General features: G+C 44.1%; 26 protein-coding genes. 23 read left to right on the forward strand and 3 right to left on the reverse strand.

What is annotated here, in order from left to right; all coding sequences use genetic code 11:
* The first annotated feature begins 12 nt into the window (after positions 1–12).
* The 3 genes from FS875_RS05090 to FS875_RS05100 all read left to right on the forward strand — a co-directional run bounded on the left by FS875_RS05090 (position 13) and on the right by FS875_RS05100 (position 1,191).
* Positions 13–507 carry a hypothetical protein gene (locus FS875_RS05090; protein WP_144753903.1) on the forward strand — a complete coding sequence of 165 codons (495 nt, stop codon included), beginning with the start codon at positions 13–15 and terminating at the stop codon, positions 505–507.
* 94 nt (positions 508–601) lie between these two features.
* Positions 602–859, forward strand: coding sequence for an AbrB/MazE/SpoVT family DNA-binding domain-containing protein (locus FS875_RS05095; RefSeq protein ID WP_144753906.1), 258 nt, complete (start codon positions 602–604; stop codon positions 857–859).
* Entirely contained in the window at positions 859–1,191 is a 333-nt protein-coding gene (locus FS875_RS05100; RefSeq protein WP_144753992.1) for a type II toxin-antitoxin system PemK/MazF family toxin, read from the forward strand. The genes FS875_RS05095 and FS875_RS05100 overlap by 1 nt, the downstream gene beginning before the upstream one ends.
* A gap of 313 nt (positions 1,192–1,504) precedes the next feature.
* On the opposite strand, the gene FS875_RS05110 is transcribed toward FS875_RS05100, so the two are convergent.
* The 3 genes from FS875_RS05110 to FS875_RS05115 are packed head-to-tail and all read right to left on the reverse strand — an operon-like array spanning position 1,505 to position 2,412.
* Entirely contained in the window at positions 1,505–1,819 is a 315-nt protein-coding gene (locus tag FS875_RS05110) for a hypothetical protein (RefSeq protein ID WP_246067860.1), read from the reverse strand.
* A 51-nt stretch (positions 1,820–1,870) separates the two neighbouring features.
* Entirely contained in the window at positions 1,871–2,041 is a 171-nt protein-coding gene (locus tag FS875_RS10145) for a hypothetical protein (protein WP_166428885.1), read from the reverse strand.
* On the reverse strand, positions 2,041–2,412 hold the full coding sequence (locus FS875_RS05115) for a hypothetical protein (RefSeq protein WP_144753910.1): 372 nt from the start codon (positions 2,410–2,412) through the stop codon (positions 2,041–2,043). The genes FS875_RS10145 and FS875_RS05115 overlap by 1 nt, the downstream gene beginning before the upstream one ends.
* Before the next feature lie 608 nt (positions 2,413–3,020).
* On the opposite strand from FS875_RS05115, the gene FS875_RS05120 reads away from it, so the two are divergent.
* From FS875_RS05120 to FS875_RS05210, 20 genes are all read left to right on the forward strand, one after another.
* Positions 3,021–3,305: a hypothetical protein gene (locus tag FS875_RS05120; RefSeq protein ID WP_144753995.1), complete on the forward strand. Its 285-nt coding sequence runs from the start codon at positions 3,021–3,023 to the stop codon at positions 3,303–3,305.
* Positions 3,286–4,611: a PBSX family phage terminase large subunit gene (locus FS875_RS05125; protein ID WP_144753913.1), complete on the forward strand. Its 1,326-nt coding sequence runs from the start codon at positions 3,286–3,288 to the stop codon at positions 4,609–4,611. The genes FS875_RS05120 and FS875_RS05125 overlap by 20 nt, the downstream gene beginning before the upstream one ends.
* Positions 4,596–6,614 (forward strand): portal protein, encoded by a 2,019-nt coding sequence (locus FS875_RS05130; RefSeq protein ID WP_144753916.1) that lies wholly within the window; start codon positions 4,596–4,598, stop codon positions 6,612–6,614. Before FS875_RS05125 ends, FS875_RS05130 begins: the two co-directional genes overlap by 16 nt.
* 387 nt (positions 6,615–7,001) lie before the next feature.
* Positions 7,002–7,910, forward strand: a complete 909-nt coding sequence (locus FS875_RS05135) for a hypothetical protein (protein WP_144753919.1) — start codon at positions 7,002–7,004, stop codon at positions 7,908–7,910.
* Positions 7,911–8,075: 165 nt separating this feature from the next.
* A complete protein-coding gene (locus FS875_RS05140) occupies positions 8,076–9,218 on the forward strand; it encodes a N4-gp56 family major capsid protein (RefSeq protein WP_144753922.1) in 1,143 nt (380 codons plus the stop codon).
* A 30-nt stretch (positions 9,219–9,248) separates the two neighbouring features.
* The gene (locus FS875_RS05145) at positions 9,249–9,731 is read left to right on the forward strand and encodes a hypothetical protein (RefSeq protein ID WP_144753925.1); all 483 of its coding nucleotides are present in this window, start codon (positions 9,249–9,251) and stop codon (positions 9,729–9,731) included.
* Between the two features lie 204 nt (positions 9,732–9,935).
* Positions 9,936–10,634 carry a phage adaptor protein gene (locus FS875_RS05150; RefSeq protein WP_144753999.1) on the forward strand — a complete coding sequence of 233 codons (699 nt, stop codon included), beginning with the start codon at positions 9,936–9,938 and terminating at the stop codon, positions 10,632–10,634.
* The gene (locus FS875_RS05155) at positions 10,634–12,091 is read left to right on the forward strand and encodes a hypothetical protein (RefSeq protein ID WP_144753928.1); all 1,458 of its coding nucleotides are present in this window, start codon (positions 10,634–10,636) and stop codon (positions 12,089–12,091) included. Before FS875_RS05150 ends, FS875_RS05155 begins: the two co-directional genes overlap by 1 nt.
* Positions 12,092–12,132: 41 nt before the next feature.
* Positions 12,133–12,516 carry a hypothetical protein gene (locus FS875_RS05160; protein WP_144753931.1) on the forward strand — a complete coding sequence of 128 codons (384 nt, stop codon included), beginning with the start codon at positions 12,133–12,135 and terminating at the stop codon, positions 12,514–12,516.
* Positions 12,517–12,564: 48 nt separating this feature from the next.
* Complete coding sequence (locus FS875_RS10150) at positions 12,565–12,714, forward strand: hypothetical protein (protein ID WP_166428883.1); 150 nt, start codon at positions 12,565–12,567, stop codon at positions 12,712–12,714.
* 155 nt (positions 12,715–12,869) lie between these two features.
* Complete coding sequence (locus FS875_RS05165) at positions 12,870–13,925, forward strand: tail fiber domain-containing protein (RefSeq protein ID WP_144753934.1); 1,056 nt, start codon at positions 12,870–12,872, stop codon at positions 13,923–13,925.
* Positions 13,925–15,877: a hypothetical protein gene (locus FS875_RS05170; RefSeq protein ID WP_144753937.1), complete on the forward strand. Its 1,953-nt coding sequence runs from the start codon at positions 13,925–13,927 to the stop codon at positions 15,875–15,877. The genes FS875_RS05165 and FS875_RS05170 overlap by 1 nt, the downstream gene beginning before the upstream one ends.
* A complete protein-coding gene (locus FS875_RS05175) occupies positions 15,870–18,179 on the forward strand; it encodes a hypothetical protein (RefSeq protein ID WP_144753940.1) in 2,310 nt (769 codons plus the stop codon). The genes FS875_RS05170 and FS875_RS05175 overlap by 8 nt, the downstream gene beginning before the upstream one ends.
* Positions 18,176–19,111, forward strand: a complete 936-nt coding sequence (locus FS875_RS05180; RefSeq protein ID WP_144753943.1) for a transglycosylase SLT domain-containing protein — start codon at positions 18,176–18,178, stop codon at positions 19,109–19,111. The genes FS875_RS05175 and FS875_RS05180 overlap by 4 nt, the downstream gene beginning before the upstream one ends.
* A 31-nt stretch (positions 19,112–19,142) precedes the next feature.
* Positions 19,143–19,274, forward strand: a complete 132-nt coding sequence (locus FS875_RS05185) for a hypothetical protein (RefSeq protein WP_425456899.1) — start codon at positions 19,143–19,145, stop codon at positions 19,272–19,274.
* A gap of 31 nt (positions 19,275–19,305) precedes the next feature.
* A complete protein-coding gene (locus FS875_RS05190) occupies positions 19,306–20,286 on the forward strand; it encodes a tail fiber protein (RefSeq protein WP_144753946.1) in 981 nt (326 codons plus the stop codon).
* 9 nt (positions 20,287–20,295) lie between these two features.
* The gene (locus tag FS875_RS05195) at positions 20,296–20,562 is read left to right on the forward strand and encodes a hypothetical protein (RefSeq protein WP_144753949.1); all 267 of its coding nucleotides are present in this window, start codon (positions 20,296–20,298) and stop codon (positions 20,560–20,562) included.
* A 13-nt stretch (positions 20,563–20,575) separates the two neighbouring features.
* Positions 20,576–22,558: a glycine-rich domain-containing protein gene (locus FS875_RS10810; protein ID WP_281282244.1), complete on the forward strand. Its 1,983-nt coding sequence runs from the start codon at positions 20,576–20,578 to the stop codon at positions 22,556–22,558.
* Between the two features lie 14 nt (positions 22,559–22,572).
* Positions 22,573–23,238: a lysozyme gene (locus FS875_RS05205; protein ID WP_144753953.1), complete on the forward strand. Its 666-nt coding sequence runs from the start codon at positions 22,573–22,575 to the stop codon at positions 23,236–23,238.
* The gene (locus FS875_RS05210) at positions 23,235–23,462 is read left to right on the forward strand and encodes a hypothetical protein (protein WP_144753956.1); all 228 of its coding nucleotides are present in this window, start codon (positions 23,235–23,237) and stop codon (positions 23,460–23,462) included. The genes FS875_RS05205 and FS875_RS05210 overlap by 4 nt, the downstream gene beginning before the upstream one ends.
* The last annotated feature ends 25 nt before the right edge of the window (positions 23,463–23,487 follow it).

Raw genomic sequence — 23,487 nt, forward strand, 5'->3', positions numbered from 1 at the left:
AGGAGGGGATGTATGAGAAAGCAAGATGCTGCCGTTTCACAAGTAACAGTACGTCAAGATCCTGTTAATCAATTGGCAATAGAAATGCGTGCAAAGCGCTTCTGTTTGACCATTGAAGAGGCTAAAAATCCGCTTGTCGGGACTTATGTTGGGCGGCTGTGTTTAAAAGCTGTGCTTACAAAAGACCAGTATGATGCTGCGCAAAAATATCTTGAAGTGAGAAATGACTATTCGTGTGCAAAAGGTTTGCCAAGCGCTGTTTATGATGAAATGCCCTCCTCTTGTGATGAGGAAGCAAGAGAAAAGTGGGTGGAACGTGCAACAGAGCAGTTTTCAAATATACAAGAGGTGATAAGAGAGACACAGTGTTTCTATAGACAGTATAACCTTCATGCCGCTTTACAATATCTTGTTGTAGAAGACCAAGAGCTACCGCATCTTGTAAGTTCATTGCGTATTGCTCTGAATGCTCTCCAGAAATATTTTGAGCAAAAAAAGAAATGGTAAATGTTTTACGCGTCTTTTTATAAAAGCATCAAAAGCTCTTGAAATAGTTTTTAAGATATTATATTTTTATATAATATTTTAGAGAGGGTATTTTATGCATACGACAAAATTACGTAAAGTTGGAGGGTCAGTGATGCTTTCTATACCACCCGCATTGCTTGATGTTCTCCATCTTACTGAAAACACACAAGTTGGTTTGGCTGTTGATAATGGACAATTGGTTGTGAAACCACAGGCATTTCCTCGTTACACTCTTGATGAATTGTTAGCCCAATGCAATCCTTCAGATGATTTTGCAGATGAGGATATGGAGTGGTTTGATGCCAAACCTGTTGGTAGAGAGCTCTTGTGATGAAGCGGGGTGAAATTTGGCTTGTATCTCTTGATCCAACTTCAGGATATGAGCAAAAAGGGACGCGTCCTGTACTGATTGTATCACCAGAAGCGTTTAATCGTGTAACGAAAACACCTATTGTCTTGCCTATTACAAGCGGGGGAAATTTTGCTAGAACAGCAGGTTTTGCTGTCTCACTCATGGGAGTAGGATTGCATACAACAGGCGTGATACGTTGTGACCAGCCACGTGCTCTTGATATTGGAGCGCGTCAGGGTAAGAAAATGGAAACAGTCCCTCCCATGATTATGAATGAAGTCCTTGCTAAGCTAGCAACATTTCTTACGTAGTTTTGTTTACGCATCTAAACGATGTTAAAGTAAGCAGCATGGTGTGAAGTGTTTTTCCGTACAATACGTTGTATTTGTATTACACTGAACACAAATATGAGGATTGTGTTATGACAATATCTATTCGTTTACCAAGTGAACTCTATGATAAGGGCTTGTCGTGTTAGTTTTGGCTGTTGGACATAGAAAAAATATATGTAAAGCTAAGACAAATCTTTTATAAAAGACTTTGATTTTTAATTAAGGATTAAAAGGAATAATAGAGTACAAATAATTGAGACTGTTGTTCATAAAAATAAAGAAGCAGGAATTTTTAATTTAAAACGCCAAAGTAAGTTAATGATAATGGACATGATACGAATAAGAGGAGGACTGCTATGACAACGATGAAATCATCAAATGTTATGCGTCTGCGAGGCTTTTCATAATCAGAAACAGTGGAAAACGAAATGTTATATTGATGAATTCCACTGTCTCGTAAAATCTCTTGGGGATGCTGTTGCGCTCCATATTGCTTTTGCAAAACGCTCATTTTTTCATATAAATTTTTATCCATATGAGAAGACTGATATTGAATAGGAATCTGTTCACTGTTGGTATAATCAGAAAGAAAAAGCCCATTGATCACGATGATGAAGAGAGCTGCTTTTTTTGAAAAAGAACACTGAATTTCCCTTTTTTACGTGTCAATCGTTCTCTTTTGTTCTTGAAGAGCGAGATCACGTCCTCTTATCGCTTTACGATACAATTTCAGATACTTAACGACAGAATAAAGAAGTGAAAGAGAGGTTGTTGTTATTGCATAAGCACCTATAACGCCGATCAGTTGCCCTAACATTGCAGCAGACATTATTTTTCTCTCCTTGATCTTAGCTTTTGATGAGCAATTGCTTCATCGAGTTGTTGAAGAGCTTTGTTGAGTTTCTTCTTTATGACGATGTACACGATAGCAGAAATTGGTAAGGAGCCGTAGAGAAACAACAGACATATCAACCCTATTGCAGTTGCTGCATCCATTTGGCTTTTATCAGCATTCCCTGTTATGACGAGAAAAATCGATAGACAGAGGCTTATAAAGAGGATCAATCGAGATTCTACTCGTGAAACCACACCCGTTGCGATTGTTTCCTTAAGCTCTTTTTGGATATTGAGTGCAGCCTCCCATTGAGGAGACAGATCATTTTGTTTTTCACGCAATGTCCTTGATGTTTGTGTTGTCATGTTGATATCATTTCATGCTGTAAAGATTGGCAAGTTTGATCAATCACTTGCATCTCCCCCTCTTTTTGTTGACAGTAAGAAAAGATTGTAGCTAGCATGAATGTTGTCTTGCAGCTATTGTACATTTCTCCTCCGCTTCTTTAGCCCCCCTCAAGTGTATAATTGATTCGTTTAAGGGAGACAATGATCTCTGATGGGGGACTAAAAACACTCCATTGCGGTAAAAAACAAAAAAATATACAATATATTGATTTTTTTGTTGACAGCGCGTGAAAAATGGTGTTTTATGACTCTGCTGTAGAGGGTGGAGTGCGTCTAAAATTCTTCCTGAGTTCCTTTGATGAGTTTGAACGCCTTTGATTCAATTGAATTCTTTTTATTAAACGAAATTCCTTGATGAACAGAGATTCCTCTGATGAGCCTTGTGAGCTGCTGTGATGCAATTGACGTGATCTCCTGTTATAATGCTATGTTCTAACGACATGAGGATTGACAGCCCTGCGTTTTGCGGGGTTTTTATGCTTTGGAGAAAAGATTGGATGACAGAGACAAAGACACAGAGGGCTTTGCCACCAACAAGCCTAAAAAGCCCAACAAGCCCGAAAAGAATGCCTCCCAATGCGGGGCGAGGGCGCATTAAAGGCGTGCCAAACAAAACGACACGGCTTCTTAAAGAGGCGGTGCTTAAAGCAGCTGAACAAGCAGGCAGCAAATATGGGAAAGAGGGGCTCATCTCTTATCTGGAACAGCAAGCGATTAAATGCCCTACCGCTTATTTAGCCTTGCTTGGTAAGATCTTGCCCTTGCAAGTGACAGGAGAGGACGGGGGAGCCATTAAGATGATAGGGCGTGTGGAAATCGCCCCTTTGGTAAATGATAACACGACAGATTAAGATTGTTCCAAAGCTTATACCGATTTTTGCAGGCAAGGCTTTGGTGCGTGCTGCTTTTGGAGGACGGGGGTCTGGAAAGACAAGATCCTTTGCCTTGATGGCGGCTTTAAAGGGCTATCAATTTGGTATGGGGGGAATATCAGGGACTATCCTTTGTGCACGCCAATTTCAAAATTCGCTGGCTGAGAGTTCTTTGGAGGAGATTAAACGTGCCATTGAAGCCCATGACTTTTTAAAGGACTATTACAAGGTTGGGGAGTCTTCGATTAAGTCGAATGATGGGCGTATAGGTTTTCAGTTTTGTGGACTAGACCGCAATATAGCCAGCATCAAATCCATGGGGCGCATTTTGCTTTGTTGGGTCGATGAGGCAGAGCCGGTCACAGAGACAGCTTGGCAGACGCTTATACCGACATTGCGTGAAGAAGGCGAGGGTTGGAGAGCAGAGTTATGGGTGACATGGAATCCGTTACGAGACAATGCCCCCGTTGAGAAGCGCTTTCGTTTTTCAGACAATGAAGCGATTAAACGTGTTGAGATCAACTGGTCAGATAATCCGAAGTTTCCCAAGATTTTGAATGAAGCGCGTCTTGATGATCTGAGAAATCGACCAGAGACCTATAAGCATATATGGGAGGGGGCTTATCTTACCGCTGTTCAAGGGGCTTACTTTCAAAAGGAGATGTTGGCAGCAGAGCAGGAGGGGCGGATAGGGCGTGTTGCACGTGACCCTTTGATGCAGATACGCGCCTTTTGGGATATTGGGGGCACGGGCGCTAAGGCAGATGCAACAGCGATATGGATAGCGCAGTTTATTGGCAGAGAAATCAGAGTGCTTGATTATTACGAGGCACAAGGACAGCCTCTCTCAGAGCATATCGGTTGGTTACGGGATAATGGTTATGAGAAAGCACTGATGGTTCTCCCCCATGATGGTGCAACCAGAGACCGTGTGCACAATGTGAGTTTTGAGAGTGCCTTGAATGATGCAGGGTTTGAAACGCAAGTGATCCCTAATCAAGGGGCAGGTGCTGTTAAAATGCGGATAGAGGCGGTGCGACGTATTTTGCCTTCTGTGTGGTTCAATGAAGAAACGACGGTAGCGGGGCGCAAAGCACTCAATTGGTATCATGAAAAGTGGGATGAGAAGCGTGGTATTGGCTTAGGGGCAGAGCATGATTGGTCCAGTCATGGTGCCGATGCCTTTGGCTTGATGTGTGTGGGTTATGAAGCACCACGCATGAAACCGCAACAAGAACGGTATCGCACGAGGGAAAGAGAAACGGCATCATGGATGGCATTTTAAGTCATAACTTAAAAAAAACAACAGATTTGGATGAATATGAACTCTATAGGCGCTTAAAAGCTTGGTATACGGAAGATGTCGAACACGTCAATGAATGGCGCGAGCAAGCACGTGAAGATTTTGATTTTTATAATGGTCGTCAATGGGCTGAGGAAGATCTTGCCGCATTAAAGGCGCAACGCCGCCCCGTGATGACCTTTAATCGTATTGCGCCCCTTGTCAATGCAATTGTTGGGGCAGAGCGCAATAACAAGCGTGAAGTGCAATTTCAACCACGACAAGTAGGTGCCGCAATATCCAATGAATTGCTCACCGGTGCTGCAGAATGGTTTCGTGATGAGGCAGGGGCAGAATATGCCGATTCCGATGCTTTCCAGGATATGGTCATTTGTGGCATGGGCTGGACTGATACAAGACTTGATTATGAAACAAATCCGGAAGGAACGCCCTCTGTCCAGCGTTTAGACCCCTTAAAAATGGTTTGGGATGCCAATGCTGTGCGACCCAATCTCGTTGATGCGCAGCGTCTGTGGTATGTGGACCGGAAACCCATTGAGGATGCAAAAAATCTTTTCCCCCATGTGGCCGTTGAAGACCTTCATGCCGATTGGGCAATCGATGGAACAACCGCCGATGGAACAACCGCGTGTGAGGCGTATCATGGATCGCTTGGTGCTTATCATGAATATGCTCATACCGCTTTGTCATCAGAGCCCCTTGCTGGCAAACGCTCTGTGACACTCGTGGAATGCCGGTGGTTTGAATACGAAACTTATTACAAGGCACCGGATCCGCAAACCGGGGCGATGCGTCAATGGAGCCAACAAGAGTTCGAACAGCTGCAAAGGGTTGTGCCACAACTCCAAGGGGTGTCTTTTCATAAAAAAGTGGTCAGACGCGCTTTTTTGGGACGCCGCCTTCTAGCAAAACCTGATAAACCCTTAGCACCCGATGGGCAGCTTGGTTGGGAATGCATCACCGGCACGCTGGATAAACTCAAAAACCAGTTTTATGGCATTGTGCGCCCTGCAAAAGATCCGCAAAAATGGTCGAATAAATATTTTAGTCAAGTCATGTATATTTTGAATAGTCAAGCCAAAGGGGGCTTGATGGCAGAGAGAGGGGCCTTTGATGATGAACGTCAAGCACTCGAAAATTGGGCACGAACCGATAGCATTACTTGGGTGAAAAACGGTGCGCTGACAGGGGGAAAAATCCAACCAAAACCAGCCGCACAATTTCCGCAAGGCTTCTTTCAGTTGTTTCATGAAGCGCGTGAAGCAATGACCCATGTGACAGGATTATCGGCAGAGTTTATCGGCACAAGAGAAGTGAATCAAGCAAATGTCTTGGAAAATACACGACGCCAATCAACACTGAATTTGCTGGCAGGACTCTTTGATAATCTGAAACTTTATCGCTGTCGACAGGGAAAGATTATCCTTTATCTGATTCAAAACCATCTTTCCGATGGCCGTTTGGTACGGATCTCTGGTCCAGAAAATGCGAAGTATATTCCCTTAACCCGTGAAGCCGTAACAACCCTTGAATACGATATTATCGTTGATGATTCACCAACAAGCCCCAATGAAAAAGAAAAAACTTTTGCGGCAATGACACAGATGTTGCCGTTGCTTGGGGGCTTCTTGACACCAGAGATGATCCCAGATCTTTTAAAGCTTTCACCACTGCCAGCAACACTTGTGGCAAGTTTAACGGCAAAAGCACAAAAAGCACAACAAGAACAACAGCAACAGCAGATGATGCAACAAAGCCAAGCTGCACAATTAACGCCAGAAAAACAAGCAAAAATTGCAGCGTTGCAACAAGAGGCCCAAGCAAAGAGTACACTCTATCAACTCGATATGCAGCAAAAACAAGCGGCATTGCAGCAGAAAAATATCGAACTGTTCTTAAAACAAGAACAAGCGCGCATGCAGCTCGAACTTCAACGGGCAAAGAATGAGATAGAGCAGCGAGCGATCGAGCGAAAGGCATATTGAGAAAAGGGGAAAGACGCCCCCATAAGCCAAGCTTCGCAATGAACGCCCGAGTGTGAGAGTGCAAGAGTATGCGTTGAGGAAAGCCGCAGCGCAAGAGTGCAAGGGCACAAGAGCGTGAGAGTGTAGCAACAACAGCAGCAGATGCAATAAAGCTAAGGGCACAAGAGCGTGAGAGTGCAGCAACAACAGCAGCAGATGCAATAAAGCTAAAGGCACAAGGGCACAAGAGCGTGAGAGCACAGCAACAGCAGCAGCTGCTGCAATAAAGCTAAGGGCACAAGAGCGTGAGAGCACAGCAACAACAGCAGCTGCTGCAATAAAGCTAAGGAACACAAGCGCGCCCATAAGACAGAGGAACACAAAGGAATAAAAGGAGCAAAAGAGACTATGGAAGAAGCCTTTACCCCTGAAGAACAAGCAATCTATGACGAACATTTTGCCAGTGATACTTTTGTTGATCAGTCTGTTGAAGTCGTCGAGCCTGAGCAAGTGAGGGATGTCTTTAAGACAGAGGAACACTCTGAGCAAACACCAAGAGAAGAAGAGCAACCAGAGCCAAGCCTTGATAAACTAGAGCAAGAACGACAAGCTCGCCAAAAGGCAGAGCAAAATGCCATAGAAGCGCGTGAATTGGCTATGGAATTTGCACAAAAATATGCCGCAATACAAGAAGAGGCCGCAAGAGCGCGCGATGAAAATATTCCAACCCTAGAAGATGATCCAAAAGCACATGTGGCCTGGCTTAGTCATAAGGTACAAGAACAACAAAGGCTGCTTGATGAGTTTGCTCTCATGAGAGAAAGCCAAGAACGTGTGCGGCAAGAGGAATATGAACGCCAGCAATTGGGAGATTATTTTGAAGAAGCCAAAGCACAGGTGCAAGAAAAATATCCAGATTTAGACCATATCACCGATTATCTCTATCAAATAGCAGACAAGACTCTCCAAGCACAAGCTGGTCTTTATCCGCAATGGAAAGACCCCATGGTACGACAACAACAAATTGGTGTTGAATTGCGCCAAATATGCCAGCAATGCCAAAAAGTCGGCATAAATCCCGTGGAGCTGCTCGTGCAAAAAGCAAAGGCTTTTGGATATAATGGCACGCCCATGAAGGATGAGGTGGAAACCCTTCAAGAGCGCTCTCAAGCCGCACGCACACTCACAGCGCGCGCCGGCCAAGCCCCAACAGGGGGAATGGATGTCAGAACGCTCTTTGCTATGCCAGAAGCCGAATTTGCCCTATGGGTTGAGAAAAATCCCGAAAAATTTGAACAAATTATGAGCAGAGCGTGAAAATCTGCGCGAGAGCAAGGAATGATGCGCGGAAGCAAGGAATCTGCGCATGGGCCAAGGAAATCTGCGCATGAGCGCAACACAGAGAACCCAAGTGATGGTTATCGTTTGGGGGGATAAGCCGCAAGGCGCGTTTTAAAAAAACCAAGAAAGGCATTGTTTGAAATGGCAGTAACACAAGTAAATCTTAATGACCCATTAGCCGTTGGCGTGTGGGCTAAGATGCTAAACACAGAAACCTCAAAGGCGTTGCCCATTGCACCGCTGATGGGAAAAGGCAAAAATAGCATTATCCAAGTCTTGGATATGCTCGGAAAATCCGCAGGCGACACCGTGACAAGCGGATTACGAGTCCAACTGATGGGAGACGGCGTGAGCGAGGGGCAAACGCTCGAAGGAAATGAAGAAGCCCTCCAATTTATGAATGAAACGGTGCACATCAACGAGCTTTCTCATGCCGTGCGCGTGAAATATGAAGGCACCATTGATCAACAACGGGTGTTATTTAACTTACGCACGGAAGCAAAAGATGGGCTTGTCGATTGGTATGCCGACCGTTTAAGCTTGATGTTCTTCATTCAGGCAGCAGGCTATAGCGCACCATGGATTCATTTTGAAGGACGCACCATAACCCTTAAACCCGTGCATTATGGGTTTAATACACCCTTAGAACCAAGTTCATTGCGCGTTCTTCGCCCCGCGAAAAAAAAGACAGATGAAGAACTGACAAAAGAGGATGTTTTTACCTTAGATCTTATAGATAAAGCCGTTGAACGGGCGAAACTTGCTAATCCACGTTTGCGCCCTGTGCGGGTTGAGGGAAAATCCGCTTATGTGATGTATCTCCATCCAACCCAAGTGACACAATTGCGCACCAATACAAACAGTGGGCAATGGTTAGACATTACCAAAGCCGCTTATGAGGGAACACGCGCTCAAAACCCAATTCTTGAGGGATCTTTGGGGATGTATAACGGTGTCATCTTGCGTGAGGCAGAACATGTGCCAAATGGGGTCCATTCCAAAACACGCGAACCCGTTCCCTCTGTTCGCCGTGCCGTGTTGCTTGGCGCGCAAAGCGTGATCATGGCTTATGGGCGCGTGGGCAATGGCGCAATGGGCGGCGATGGAAAAGGCGCAACACGCTATAAACTTGTCGAAGAACTGTTTGATTATCAACGCGAATTCGGGGTGGCTGCAAAAACCATTATCGGCATGAAAAAATCACGCTATAGCAGCCCACATTCTGATCAAGGAGGACAAGACTTTGGCACGATTGTTATCCCTTCTTTTGCTGAAATCAGTTAACCATTTTAACTTCAGGAAAGGATGATAAGGATGGCAAAAACATCGCAAATGACAACAGAAATGGATGAACAAGCAACAGCACAAAGTGACACAACTGCGCCAAGCGTGGAAAATGCGTGGGGCGTTGCCATGACCGAGGAGGGATTGCCACCTATTTTACAAGGACGCAACAACACAACCCAGCAGGTGAGTTTTTTGCGCACGCGCATTAAACATAGCGATCCCGGATTAACAACGAAAATTGGTGTTCTCCCCCGTGGGGCGTTTATCAAAAGAATTATGGTTTATACCATAACAGACTTTGAAGACGTCACAGCCACACTTGGAAAAGAGCCTTATGGTGATGATTATGGAGATATAGATCTTTTGCAAACTATCAATGGCGATATGTACATACCCATGGAAGAACGAGATGTTTCATTAGACGCTGAAAAAACGATTTATATGACACGAGACAAACAAAGCAGCACAGGCGAGGCTGAGGTGATTGTGGAGTTTTATACCAATTGTTAAAGGCATAAAGGGAAACGCATAAAGGGGGCGGTTATTTTTGCGCCCCCTCTTTTCTCAAAAGATCCTCCCTTTGCTCTGAAGCATTTTAAAGACATGTGAAAGAAAGGCATGATGACAAGTGGAGGACAGACAGGTGGTCCGATTGGCGACAAACAGACCATTGTTCCTCATGTAAGCGTTTTGAAGACATTCAGAGGGTGAATGATGACAATAATAGTACAAACAAGTGGTCCGATTGGCGACAAACAGACCATTGTTCCTCATGATAAAAATTTCATTCAGATGGTGAATGATATTCAAGATGAAATAGATGATCAAACAGATGAATATGTCGATCAAGTGCAAAAGGCGATCTTTTCAGCCATTCGCTTTTGTGAACGATTGCCGTTTTATTTTAATGAAAGTCGCGAAGTTGTTTTGAACACGATCAAAGGAAAAAACCGTTATGGCGGAGAGGAAAATCCAATAATTCCGGCGGCTGTTCGCATCGTAGATGCTTATATCTATGGGGATTATCAAAGCAAATCAAAGCTTTTGCATATAGATCCACTCCTTCTTGAGAAGCTTGAGAATGAGCAACACCAGGGGATGCCCACACAATACAGTTATTTTGCACAAAAGCTTATTTTATATCCCATTCCAGACCGCATCTATTCTCTCAGGCTCATTCTTGATCCGATAAGAATAAAAGAAATTGAAAATGTACAAGAAGCCTCCCTATGGTTTTTGGAAGCCTATGAACTGATCAAAACCCGGGCTAAATATGAAATTTACATCAATATTATCAAAGAACCACAAATGGCAGCCGCCGCTTTTGCCATGTTTAACGAGCAACTGGAGGCGCTGCAAATCGAAACCTCACGGCGCAAGAATTTGCTCAAAATTCAACATACGGATTTCTGATGACTTTTCTTCCTATTGCTGAATTTAGACCCGATGTTGCTTTTACCAATAGTGGCTATTCTGCTGAGATCGTTAACGTTTTACCTGCCCAAAATTCCTATATTCCAGTTCCCAAAGTCGCACCCGTTTCAGAAATTTTTCCAGAGGCTATTTTGGGGGTCTATGCTGTACGATCATTAACTGGCGTGCGCATCATTGTTGGAACAGCAACAAAACTCTACGAATATGATAACAGCACACGCGGCTGGAAAGATGTCAGCAAGCTTGGCGAACCCTATCATGCCAATGAAATGACACCTTGGTCTTTTGCGCTCTTTGGCGAAGCCATCATTGCTGTGAACAACAATGACGCACCACAAATACTGGCATTAAAAACAGACGAGAGATTTGATGATTTGGGAGGAAATCCCCCCCGTGCTGGACTGGTGCGTATTTGGGGAGATTTTGTCTGTTTGATGCAATTAACAGATAAGCCAAATCGTGTTTACTGGTCTGGTCTTAATGATGCAACACATTGGACAGTCGGGGAGAAAAATTGCGATTATCAAGATTTTCCCGATGGCGAATATGTCCAAGGAGCAACACAAGCAACAAATCCACTGATTTTTATGCGTTCTGCTATTTATCATGCAACCTTTGTTCCAGGCTCTAAAATTATCTTTAGTTTTGTAAAAATAAAAGACAAAATAGGGGCAAAAAGCAGCAGCGCAATTGCAAGCCGTGGAGACTATACCTTCTTTGTCTCTGATGATGGTTTTTATCAAATCAACAATATGGGGGAAATGTGGCCTATCGGTTTTGGAAAAGTCGATAAAACCATCTTTACACTTTACAGTAACTTTTCCATCGATGAAATGACAGCTTGTATTGATCCGGTCTATTCACGCGTTTATTTTTCTATCAATGACGATATTATGGGCATGAATATCTATGTTTATGATTGGCTCTTACAAAATTGGACCGTTATCAAAGGCGAAAAACTTCTCTTATTCCCTCTCTTTGCAGCAGGTTATACCTTAGAAGGCTTAGACGAAGTACAAAAATGCTTGAAAGATTTACGCGCTTCTCTCGATAGTAAAATGTGGCAAAATGGCGCGCCAATGTTGGGAGCTTTTACACAAGACAACAGATTTGGTTTCTTTGCTGGGCTGCCTATGGAAGCGGTCATTGCTTCACAAGTGGTAGGCAATACAGGAAGACAGATCAATCTGATGAGTGAGGCTTTCGTTCAAGCAGATACAACAAAAGGCCTTTTAAGCGTTGGTTCAGCTTTTATCATTGATGAGCGAAATCAATTACATTTCGCAAAAGAACGTTATGCAGGCTATGGCTGTGGGATGTACAATATTCGCGCACGCGCACGCTATCATGCTTTGCGACTGAGAATTCCAGAAGGCACACCATGGACCCATATAACTGGCTTTGATGTGACACTAAAACCCGCAGGAATAAGATGAAGTGTAAAATTTATAACACCCAAAAATGGAGTGTGCAGCAAATGGCACCCTATTTGCACAAGGTTATAAAATCAATCTCCTCTTTTCAACAAAAATTCCCTGATGATTATACGATCGAGATGATTTTAAAGGATATTTTGAAAGGAGAGAAACTGCTCTGGATTATTGTGGATGAGCAGGAAAACTTCCTGGCACATGTCACAACAGAATTACAAGAACTTGTCACGGGCGCTTTGCGGGCCGTGATTGTGACATTGGGGGGAAAAGGAGGAGCGCACCTCACAAAGCTTATTCCCCAAATTGAAGCCTATTACAAAGAAAAAGGGGCAAAAGAACTTATCATTATCGGTCGGCGTGGCTGGGAAAAATCCCTAAAACCACATGGCTATTTCGTAAATCTTTTAGAATATAGAAAGCAGCTTTAGGGGAACGGGGCAAAACCAATTCAGACGGCGCAAAAGACGACGTGAAAGATGGCGCAAACAAATGCTCCACCAGAATGGGTAAAGGGGCTGTTTGAACGTGCCGCGCAAGATACTATGCGTCTTTATAATCAAGAGAGCGGAAAGGCTGTGTGGCAGAAGAGCGGGAAAGCTGTGCAGCGGGTTGCAGGTTTTAAGTGATCAAACAAATGCACATCTACAATGGGTAAATTGAAGCCTCTTACAAAGAAAAAGGGGCAAAAGAACTTATCATTATCGGTCGGTGTGGCTGGGAAAATCCCTAAAACCACATGGCTATTTCGTAAATCTTTTAGAATAGAGAAAGCAGCTTTAACATGGGAAAAAGTTCAAAACCAATTCAGACAACGCAAAATACCACCCAAACAAATGCACCACCCGCCTGGGCAAAGGGCATCTTTGAACGGGCTGCTCAAGATGCCATGAAGTTTTATAATCAAGGCAGCGGAAAAGCCGTTTATGATGGCCAGCGTGTCGCAGATCTCAGTGCGCAAACAAAAAATGCCATCAATGGGCTGAACACTGTCGCTTCTCATTATCAAAACAGCAACTTAAATAACTTGGCCACGGGGCAAAATTCAACCAGCCAAAATTTAAAAAATATGGCGTCAGGCCATGAGAGAGGCAATAATCCTTACTTTAATGAAGCACTGCAAGATGCCCTCAACAAAGCAACAAACACCATTAACAGTTCATTGTCTGGCGCAGGGCGTTATGGTTCTGGCGCGCATACAGGGGTTTTGGCAGATGAGTTGGGGAGTATAGCAACGAAAGCGCTCTCTCAGCAATATAACCAAGACGTCAATAATATGATCAATGCCAATACTCTTATTGATCAAGCCAATCAAAATCAGTTGGCTGGAGCGCAGAACTTTTTTCAAGGGCAAAGTCAGGCAAATAGCAATGCATTGGCTGGGGGAAGCTTGCTTGATGCCAAGCAACAACAATTCTTAGACGCACAGCGACAAAAATGGGAACAGCAGAATAATCTGGATTGGGACCAGTTAAGTAAATTGCTGGCAGCGGGTGCGGCTTCTGCTGGAAATTACGGAACACAAACCGGACAACAGACCCTCCTCACGCCGCGACCAGAACCAAATCCATGGGAAATTATTGGCAATGTGGGAACGATCCTTGGAACTTTTGCTGGACTAAGCGATAGACGGGCAAAAGAAAACATCACACAAGCTGGGCAGAAAAATGGCTATAAACTCTATGAATACAACTATAAGGGCTCTCCAGAGCGCTATCGCGGGGTCATGGCACAAGACATTTTAAAAGCAAAGCCCGAAGCTGTTTTCTTGCATCCGATCACAGGCTTTTTGCATGTGGATTATGGCAAGCTTGGATTTGAAAGGGAAAGGGTGCAGTGATGGAACAAAATAGCTTTAAGACTTTATCACTCTTTATGAATCCAAAAGTTCTGCGCCCTTTAATACATCAGGGTCTTCTTCAGTTCCCTAAAGATCTTTTTCAAAAATATTCTACGCCTTCAAACACATCGTTTGAAGGACGATACAAGCCCTCTCTTTTGGAACGTGCTGCTTTTGGCACAAACCATTTTGAGGAAAAAGACCACTCTGATAATCCACAAAAAGTCAATCTTGCTGGACTGATCCGTGGGGAGCAAAGGGAAGCAGAAGTTAGAAAAAAAACACCAGCAGAATTGCTGATGTCTTTGGATGATTTAAAAAATCAAATGCCTCCCTTGCCGGATGTTTCAAAGGATTTTGTTCAAGCAAAAGAGGGTGTAGAGCAAGAAAAACAAGGCATCCCACAGCAAAAAGGCATTCTCCCCCTGCCTTCTCAATCTTCCTTTGGTGCGAATATAGATAAATCTGATGGGAATGAGGCAGGGCAACAGCAGAAAAATGCCATGAAGGAGATGGTGGCAGGCAATGAACAAGCCATGCCAAAACAAGCTTGGAGCCTGGTCAAGGAACAAACGCCTTCTCAGCTCTCTCTTCAGCAAGAAAAAGAAGAAAAACAGCTAAAAACCGATGATCTTTCTCACCAGGCAACAGATTATGTAAATGCTGTTGGGAATTTTATCCATAAAGACAAAAATCCAAAGAGCTTATGGGAGCGTTTTAGAAAATCAGAATTTTCCGAACATCTCATGGATTTTTTTGCAGGGTTAGCCTCTGGAAAAACACCCCAAGAAAGCTTTTCAAATGCAGCAATTATTATGCGCCAAGGCAAGAATGTACGTGCACAACAAAGACCTATTTTTGAATTTTTACGCGCAAAAGGCTATAGCGAGGAAGAGACAAAAGCAATCGTGCAAACCCCAGATCTCGCCATGAAAATCATGGGAAATCACTTCAACGCACAAGAACCCTCTCATCAGCAAACTTTAGATCTCTTGCGCGCAAAAGGCTATAGCGAGGAAGAGGCAAAAGCAATCGTGCAAACCCCAGATCTCGCTCATAAAATCGTGGGAAGTCACTTAAACGCACAAGAAGGTTATAGAACACGCACAGCAGAAGAAAAGCCAGAACAGGGCGGTGCTGCGCAGAGGGATTGGCAAATTTCAGCCGCGAGAGGGGAAATGATACCTCTACAAGGGGACCAGAATTCCATGGATTCTGGACAAGAAGGGGATGCCGAAAAGAGGCTCTTAAAGCCAGAAACGGGCTCTATGCTTGTGAGGGAGGAAAAGACATCTCATGGCATACCCGCAGTGCCAATGGCAGAAAGTGGTGCAGAACATAAATTAATCCAAGAGCAGCAGAATGAGGAAAGGCAAAACCAGCAAAGACAATGGCAAGAGGCAGACCAGCTTACCAGAGCAAATCTGGCAATCGCATCAGCAGAAAAATTAAGAAAAAAACTGGAGGAAAGTCCGCACATTGTTGGCAAAATTGAAGATTGGTTAGCAAAAATTCCCGGAACAGAGTCTGTGCAGCAATTTATGCATATGCTTGATTCATTAAAGGCGAATATCGAGCGTGAAGCTTTGAGAAAAGCAAAAGAATTTTTACCAAATGGCGAAACTGGCTTGGGGAATTTGTTTCATCAGCAATTGCAAGCATTGCAAAATTCCATAGCGGCACTCAAGCAAGATCTTTCACCAGAACAGATAAAAAAATCTTTAACAACCGTTATCGATATTTTCAATCAATCCGACGCACAAACGCGGGCAACTCTTTTTGGTGGTGCACAGAAAATGGGCGAACACGTCCAAGATGCCTATGGGAAAGAGGCTGAGACACAAAAAAAGACGCCCTCTGATGATTTCTTCGAAAAACAGATCGAAACATTGCCTGAAGGCATATTTTTTATAGATCGTGACGGACGCATTAAGGAAAAAACCAATGGCTGAATTCATTCCTTCTCTCATTCCTAGAAAAAATACCAGAGTCATAGGGCATGTGAGTGATTATACACCAGAACAACTGCAAGAGCTCTTTTCAAAAAATAAAGAAAGATTAAGGGATTCTTTTACAGAAAATAAAACCATAACAGCAGAAGATGATCCACATCCAAGTGCTCTTGGTTCTTTTGGTTGGGGAGCGCTTCACGGCTTAACCCTAGGCTATGATGATGAACTGGCGGGAGCATTAGCGGCGAACCCTATTGATTATTGGATGGGAGATAAAGAAGCCGTCAAAAAATATGATGAAGTGACAAAACGATGGCGGGACTATCAAAAAGCCGCGGACCGAGACCATTTTTATTTATCTCTTGCGGGGAATGTAGTCGGTACTCTAGCGGGCTTATTGGGTCCAGGACTTATTGCGCGCGTACCTGCAGGAATCAATGCCGCTACTCGTGCTGTACTTGCTCTTTCAAAAGGGCGATCAGCCGCAATGGGAGCAAAAATAGCCGGTAAAGCTTTGTTAGACGGGACAAAACAAGTTGCAAAATATGCAGTAGAAAAAGCAGCAGGAAATCAAACAGCAGCTGCAGGCGCACAAATAACCAGTAAAGCTTTAGCAGCAGGCGAAAGAGCTCTGCAATCTGCTCTCACAGAGGGGGCAGAGCGCGCCGCCGCAAAAGCAGCAGGCGAAGCCGCAATGAAAGCCGCAGCAAGCAAAGAGGCGGCAAGATTTAGCTTGGGGCGTGCTGCAAAAACCGGTGCCCTTTATGGCGCAGTAGCAGGAAGTGGTGAGGGAGAGGGGCTTGAGGATACTGTAAAATCCACACTGCTTGGCGCAGGGCTAGGGGTTGCAACGCCATATGTTGCAAGTGGTCTAACAAACATGGCATCTTTTGCAACAAAAAAACTCAAAGCAGCGTTGAGTGGACCTATAAGTTCAGCACAAATGGCGCAAAAAGCAGCGCAAATGGCACCAAAAGAGGCCTTTCATATAAGCGAGAGAGCGCTTCGCGAAGTAAGCCAGACTTTGGGCGATGAAGGCGTGGATAAGCTTGAGAGAGCCTTAAGGCAGCGTGGTCCCGATGCCATGATGATTGATCTTCATGATGATCTTGCCACAAGAGCTTTTAAGGCCGCAGAAAAAGATTCTGATGCCTCTACACTCATAAGAAACCGCTTGAATGAAAGGCAAGATGCCAGTGGAGCGCGGGTCAAAAATGCCTTGATCGAGATCATGGGGCCAAAGGACAATACACGCACTTTAGAAGAGGCAATTCTCACAAAGGCACAAAAAGAGACCCAACCCTTTTATGAAAGGGCAAAAGCTGCACCCCTTGCAAAGGCCGCTCGTGAAGAGCTATCGCTCTTGCAAGAAAAACCCGCATTCCAAAAAGCATACCAAAAAGCCATCGCACAAATGCCAAAGCAAGCAGAGGAAACTGTTCATGGCAGCAACAAATATGCAAAGCTGAACATGCCCATTTTACAGAAAATGAAAGAGGTTTTGGAGGACCAAATAAATGTCGCCACTCTCAAAGGAGAATGGAACACTGCCCGCGATTTGAGGGATGTCAAACAACGCCTTCTCTCCAGTTTGGAGACATCCTCTCCAGATTATGCCAAGGCACGCAAAATCTATGAGAATGAGCGTACCATCATGGAGGCTTTTGAACAAGGAAAGCAAGCGCTTAACAAAACTGTTGATCTGGAGAGCATCAACAGTCAACTGGCCCATTTGGGCACGATGGAAAAAGAGGCTTTTCAAAAAGGGGTGCGTGCGCAAATAGAAACTGCAGCAAGCAATGCACAGGATTTTGAACATAATCTTTTAAACTTGTTTGACACACAAACCGGACAAGAAAAATTACAGCAGATTTTTGGTGAAGATAAAGCAAAACAGCTTATGAAAATGTTGCGGCCAGAAGTGGAGAGAACAAAACTTTTTGCAAAATTGCCAAATTATAAGGGAGAATTCAAAGCAAAAACCGTAGAACCAGTTTTGCGTGATGCAGAACTCAACCCCACCAAAGCAGTCATCAAAATTTTAGCAGGACAATGGGGACGCAGACTCTTAAACGTTCATAGAAAAACTGAAAGGGATCTTGTCGCTCTCCTCACAGCGCGCCAAAACGGAGATTTTGGTTTGGCAAGAGAAAAAGCCGTGGAATTAATAAAAACATTCCATGAAGCAGAAAAAAAACGCCTCATCAGCAAAGAAGATCATACAAAATTCATCAATTTGCTTGGCTTTCTTTTGAATAGAACCGTTGAGAGAAACGTGAATAGAATACGGAGAGACAAATGAGCCATTTTTCTCCCCATGTGAAACAGGCCATCGCACAGGCAGCACAAAAATATGGCTTGCCAGAAAGCTTTCTTCAACGAGTCGCTATGATAGAAAGTAACGGCAACCCCTATGCGAAAAACAGCAAAAGCAGTGCAGGAGGACTCTATCAATTTCTCGATTCAACAGCAAAGCAATATCAACTCCATGATAAGTTTGATCCCTTTCAAGCAACCGATGCACTGGCACGCTTAACCAAGGACAATACGCGCTATTTAACCACAGCATTAGGCAGAGAACCATCAGAAGCTGAACTTTATCTGGCACACCAACAAGGACCAGCAGGAGCGGTAAAACTGATCAAAAATCCCACACTGCCAGCAAGCCAGCTGTTAGGGCGCCAAGCAGTCACACTCAATGGTGGCAAGAGGGAAGCGACCGCAGAGGACTTTATGAATCATGTTTATAAACTTTACAACAACACGCAAGATTCTTCAAAGGAAACAGCACAACAAAGCTTGGGAAATGGGCAGAGTGTAGAAAATGAAGGGACCCCTTTGCGCACTGCCGCGTGGTTGCAAAAAACAATAGAAGGTTCTCAAGCACGAGAACCATTGATGGCATATGCTCGGCCATTATCAGACAGCATAACGACACCTGAAAGTGGAGATGCTCTCACAGGGGGGGCTATGAAAAACACACCATGGCAGGGGCAAGGCATTGATGCTAGTGCTCTTAAAGGGGGGGTGATGAGGCTCCTTGATTTGATCAGACGCAATGCAGATGCGCAAGAGAAACAAATCGAGAGAATACATCAACAAATGATGCAGCAACCAATGATGGCGGGGTTTTTACCATCAACTGCACGCCAGGCAGATTTAACGCCCTTAATTGATCCCTCAAGGCGGCAATTTGTTGATCCCTTAAGGCAGCAAAAAATGCAACAACGATGAGAAGAGTTATAAAAAAGAACGGGGGCTTAGAATGTCTGATATTTATGATTGGTCACTAACAGCGGATAAAAATGCGCACTCCGATAGCATGATTAATGGGGCAGAGGGGCACCCCCCTCGTTCTGTTTGCTCAGATGGGCAGCAAAAAATGCAACAACGATGAGAAGAGTTATAAAAAAGAACGGGGGCTTAGAATGTCTGATATTTATGATTGGTCACTAACAGCGGATAAAAATGCGCACTCCGATAGCATGATTAATTGGGCAGAGGGACAACCTCCTAGTTCTGTCAATGATAGTGCGCGTGTCATGATGCAGCGTGTGCGTGAATATCTTGCCGATAATGGTGGGTCTCTTGATGCAAAATTTATCGTGACTGGACAAGAGAAAACAACAACCATAACATTAACAACAATTTCGCCTATAGCAAAATATAAAAATGATATCATGCTACGCTTTAAAGCGCGTGGGACAAATGTGGGACCTGCTACAATAAATGTGAATAATATAGGCGCAAAACCACTCTATAAAGCAAGCAATATGGGTATAGTGCCCTTAGAGGGCGGTGAGTTACAAACGGGTGGTATCTATGAAATCGTCTATAATGATGGCGTATCAACAAAAGCACAGGAAAGCTGGTATCTCTTAAATCCCACCCCACTTCCACCTCCAAAGATCGAAACCTTCCCTTGTGGGTTTATTGCAACCTTTGCGATGCAAAAACTACCAAATGGTTGGCTTTTATGTGATGGAGCAACCTATAAACGTAAAGATTATCCGCAATTGTTCGAGGCAATAGGGACACAATGGGGAAAAGACAGCGATACAACTTTTAAAGTTCCAGATTTGAGAGGAATGTTTTTACGAGGCTTTGATAATGGTCGCGGCTTAGACAGAAGTCGACAATTTGCCAAAACGCAGTATGATGCTATCAAAACACATACACACGCTGCAACCATTGAAGAAGCGGGGGAGCATACCCACAACTTTCGCTATCAAACATTCGGATGGCTACCCAATAGAGTTGGTCGAAGAAACCCATATTATGATCCCGATTACACCACAGGAGTAACAGAGCCTGCTGGAGCACACACCCATAAGGTAACCATATCTTCAACAGGTGAAAGCGAAACACGCCCTGTGAATACAACAGTTGTTTATGCCATAAAATCGTGAGTTCTCTAGATGATCAATCACCCAGCCGCTATTGATAATATTGCGGACGCGGAACAAATCCGCGTCCTTTTTTATGCAAGCAATCAAATGGTTCACGCACCTTTAAATAAGGTCCTTGATCTTATCAAAAACGACCTACAGAACGATCTTTTAAGCGCTTTGACACAGTATCAAAAAGCAACAGAACAACGTCTTGAGATCATGCAAAAAACCATTGATGCCTTGCGCTTACAGTATCTCACTCTCCACACACAATCTCACGAACAAACGGATTAAGGAATGAAAGACCATGCCATTACCCTATCACACACATATCTTTAAGCTTGAACCAGCAACAAAAGAAGAAGTCAAAGAAGGTGTTTTAGACAGTAAGGCGCTTGCACCCGTTTCAGTGGGCAGCGCAGCCGCTTATGGGGTGGAATATTTTGCAACGGCAGCTCAGGGAAAAAAAGCCGATGATGCGGTGGCCAAGAGAGATATCGGAGCTCTTGCTTACAAAGATAAGGTCACAATTGGCGATCTTGATGCAGGTGGAGAAGCCCATGAAAATACCATTTTATCCGGGAGTGGGTGGATAAAAATATCGCCTTTAGGAATTGGCGATATGAACATGGCAACATATGATCCAGACAATGTGCGGGCAAATGCATTCTCCATGGAAAATATGCATGAGGGACCTAGCAAAAAGATTTTGACAACAGAAGAGAGAGCAAAGCTACGATGGCTAAGCCCTGTCCAGCCAACCATAGAAAAATGGCATAAAGGAAGTGAAGGCGCTTATTATCCCATCTCTCCGGCAGATCTCAAAAATACCATCCATTATTTTTTAGCGTCAAAATCTGTTGGGATGTCAAAATCAGTCTATGATCCAGATCAAATAGAAAAAAATGCATTTGATATGGACAATATGAAAGAAGGAAGCGAACATCTTATCTTAACGCCCCAAGAACGTACACAGATTGCAAAAATTGATAAAGTTGAAGACGCTGCACAACAAGGGCTTCATGTTGCAAATGATGCAAAAACGATTGCGACCACTGCACAAACAACAGCCAATAAAGCGCAAGAGACAGCAAAAGACGCACAAGCAATAGGAGAAAAGGCACAAGCTGAGGCAAGCGTTGCACAAAAAAATGCTGCGGATGCAAAAACGATTGCGACCACTGCACAAACAACAGCCAATAAAGCGCAAGAGACAGCAAAAGACGCACAAGCAATAGGAGAAAAGGCACAAGCTGAGGCAAGCGTTGCACAAAAAAATGCTGCGGATGCAAAAACGATTGCGACCACTGCACAAACAACAGCCAATAAAGCGCAAGAGACAGCAAAAGACGCACAAGCAATAGGAGAAAAGGCACAAGCTGAGGCAAGCGTTGCACAAAAAAATGCTGCGGATGCAAAAACGATTGCGACCACTGCACAAACAATAGCCAATAAAGCGCAAGAGACAGCACGCAGTGTAGAGAAAAAAGTTGATCTCATCCAACCTCTTGCAAAACAAGACTGGATTGATGGCACAAAAACAAGAGATGCACTTATCTCACCTGCCGACCTCATGGCTTCAATTAAAGCAAATTGCAACAACAGCAGTGGTGGCGGTGGCTCTCATAATGGCAGTTGGGGGAGAAAACCTATTGAAATCCTCATGACAGAAAATGGAGACATTCCTTGGCCAGAAGGGATCACCGATCAGACAGATATTGAAATATGGGCTTGGGGTGGAGGAGGTGGAGGCGTTAAAGGTGGCGGCGGCGGCGGCGGTCAATGCGTTCATGTTAACATGAAAGGATCTGATTTAGACAAATTAAAAACAGTTTACATTGGTCGTGGTGGTAAAGGTAACGACAGTAATATTTTATGCAATGGTGGTAGGACGATTATTAAGGGCGTTCTTTCTGCGGAAGGAGGGTATTCCGTTGGTATGACCCTCGTTAATTTTGGAGGGAAAGGCGGTGATGGAGGGGGAAGTAGAGAGGGCATCAGCGGTGAGAGTGCTATTTTCTCTGGTGGAAACGGTGGTGGTGGTGGAATCGACAATAAGAGAGCAGGTAGCGGTGGCAGTTCATTTTTGGGCGGCGGCGGTGGCGGTGGCGGTAAGTGCAAGGGTTCTATCATGGGACAAGGTGGTGAAAGTTATAAAGGTGGTAACGGGGGAAGAGGTGGTAAAGAATGCGGTGGCGGTGGCGGTGGATATTTCGATGGAAAGCCCGGTGATGACAAAATTGGCGGCGATGGTGGCGATGGCGCTGTACTCATAAAGGTCTATTTATAGGATGGAATAAAGTAATGACACGGAAAATAAGCGAAGATTGTTTAGGCTGTTTGAAAAAGTGGGAAGGTTTGCGCTTGCAGGCTTATCAAGATGTCTCGGGTGTTTGGACCATTGGCTATGGACATACAGGGAAAGCTGGAAAACCAACAGTTGTTGAGGGGATGGTGATTACAGAAAAAAAAGCTGAAACCATGCTGTTAGCAGATTTGCACCAATATGAACAAGCAGTCGAAAAAGCAGTGGGTGTAAATTTAAGTGACGAGCAGTTTGGTGCTCTTGTTTCCTTTTGCTATAATGTAGGCATTCCAGCTTTCCAAAATTCGACACTGCTTAAAAGACTGAACAAAGGCGATTATGAAGCGATACCTGCCGAATTACAAAAATGGACCAAAGCAGGTGGTAAACGTTTACAAGGCCTTGTCCACCGGCGTGCAGCAGAAGCAGGATTATGGGCAAAAGGCGCTTTTGTTTCCTCCAACTACCAAACCGTAGAAACAAAGGATTCAACAGCTCTCTTTAAAGCAGAAGCATTGGCACCCATTATTGGTTCTTTTTCTGGACTTGGAGGCTTATTAGCAGGCAATGGTCCTATCCAATGGGCATTAGCAGGGATTATGGTTCTCGCAGCAGGTGCTGGTCTTTTCCTTGTTGCCAAACGCTTTCAGGAGCAGAGTTTATGATCTTATGGATAAAAAAAAATCTCATGCTCACAGGTGCGGCTTTTGCCGCTTTTTTTATAGTTTTAGCGAGAGTTTTTACACTTGGCAAAAAGGCTGAACAGCAAAAACAAACAGAGAATGCTTTAAAGACAGCAATCACACGTCTTGAGGTAGAAAATGAAGTTAACAAAGAGACTGATACTGATGTGCGCTCTGCTCTCTCTGACTGGTTGCGTGACCCATAAATATGCTTCTTCTTGTGTTGGTTGG

It is taken from the genome of Bartonella saheliensis (assembly GCF_902162175.1).

Bases quoted from the DNA above. Each gene is read 5' to 3' on its own strand.
- FS875_RS05090 (WP_144753903.1), top strand. From the start codon at position 13: ATGAGAAAGCAAGATGCTGCCGTTTCACAAGTAACAGTACGTCAAGAT.
- FS875_RS05095 (WP_144753906.1), top strand. From the start codon at position 602: ATGCATACGACAAAATTACGTAAAGTTGGAGGGTCAGTGATGCTTTCT.
- FS875_RS05100 (WP_144753992.1), top strand. From the start codon at position 859: ATGAAGCGGGGTGAAATTTGGCTTGTATCTCTTGATCCAACTTCAGGA.
- FS875_RS10145 (WP_166428885.1), bottom strand. From the start codon at position 2,041: ATGTCTGCTGCAATGTTAGGGCAACTGATCGGCGTTATAGGTGCTTAT.
- FS875_RS05115 (WP_144753910.1), bottom strand. From the start codon at position 2,412: ATGACAACACAAACATCAAGGACATTGCGTGAAAAACAAAATGATCTG.
- FS875_RS05120 (WP_144753995.1), top strand. From the start codon at position 3,021: ATGCCTCCCAATGCGGGGCGAGGGCGCATTAAAGGCGTGCCAAACAAA.
- FS875_RS05125 (WP_144753913.1), top strand. From the start codon at position 3,286: ATGATAACACGACAGATTAAGATTGTTCCAAAGCTTATACCGATTTTT.
- FS875_RS05130 (WP_144753916.1), top strand. From the start codon at position 4,596: ATGGATGGCATTTTAAGTCATAACTTAAAAAAAACAACAGATTTGGAT.
- FS875_RS05135 (WP_144753919.1), top strand. From the start codon at position 7,002: ATGGAAGAAGCCTTTACCCCTGAAGAACAAGCAATCTATGACGAACAT.
- FS875_RS05140 (WP_144753922.1), top strand. From the start codon at position 8,076: ATGGCAGTAACACAAGTAAATCTTAATGACCCATTAGCCGTTGGCGTG.
- FS875_RS05145 (WP_144753925.1), top strand. From the start codon at position 9,249: ATGGCAAAAACATCGCAAATGACAACAGAAATGGATGAACAAGCAACA.
- FS875_RS05150 (WP_144753999.1), top strand. From the start codon at position 9,936: ATGACAATAATAGTACAAACAAGTGGTCCGATTGGCGACAAACAGACC.
- FS875_RS05155 (WP_144753928.1), top strand. From the start codon at position 10,634: ATGACTTTTCTTCCTATTGCTGAATTTAGACCCGATGTTGCTTTTACC.
- FS875_RS05160 (WP_144753931.1), top strand. From the start codon at position 12,133: ATGGCACCCTATTTGCACAAGGTTATAAAATCAATCTCCTCTTTTCAA.
- FS875_RS10150 (WP_166428883.1), top strand. From the start codon at position 12,565: ATGGCGCAAACAAATGCTCCACCAGAATGGGTAAAGGGGCTGTTTGAA.
- FS875_RS05165 (WP_144753934.1), top strand. From the start codon at position 12,870: ATGGGAAAAAGTTCAAAACCAATTCAGACAACGCAAAATACCACCCAA.
- FS875_RS05170 (WP_144753937.1), top strand. From the start codon at position 13,925: ATGGAACAAAATAGCTTTAAGACTTTATCACTCTTTATGAATCCAAAA.
- FS875_RS05175 (WP_144753940.1), top strand. From the start codon at position 15,870: ATGGCTGAATTCATTCCTTCTCTCATTCCTAGAAAAAATACCAGAGTC.
- FS875_RS05180 (WP_144753943.1), top strand. From the start codon at position 18,176: ATGAGCCATTTTTCTCCCCATGTGAAACAGGCCATCGCACAGGCAGCA.
- FS875_RS05185 (WP_425456899.1), top strand. From the start codon at position 19,143: ATGTCTGATATTTATGATTGGTCACTAACAGCGGATAAAAATGCGCAC.
- FS875_RS05190 (WP_144753946.1), top strand. From the start codon at position 19,306: ATGTCTGATATTTATGATTGGTCACTAACAGCGGATAAAAATGCGCAC.
- FS875_RS05195 (WP_144753949.1), top strand. From the start codon at position 20,296: ATGATCAATCACCCAGCCGCTATTGATAATATTGCGGACGCGGAACAA.
- FS875_RS10810 (WP_281282244.1), top strand. From the start codon at position 20,576: ATGCCATTACCCTATCACACACATATCTTTAAGCTTGAACCAGCAACA.
- FS875_RS05205 (WP_144753953.1), top strand. From the start codon at position 22,573: ATGACACGGAAAATAAGCGAAGATTGTTTAGGCTGTTTGAAAAAGTGG.
- FS875_RS05210 (WP_144753956.1), top strand. From the start codon at position 23,235: ATGATCTTATGGATAAAAAAAAATCTCATGCTCACAGGTGCGGCTTTT.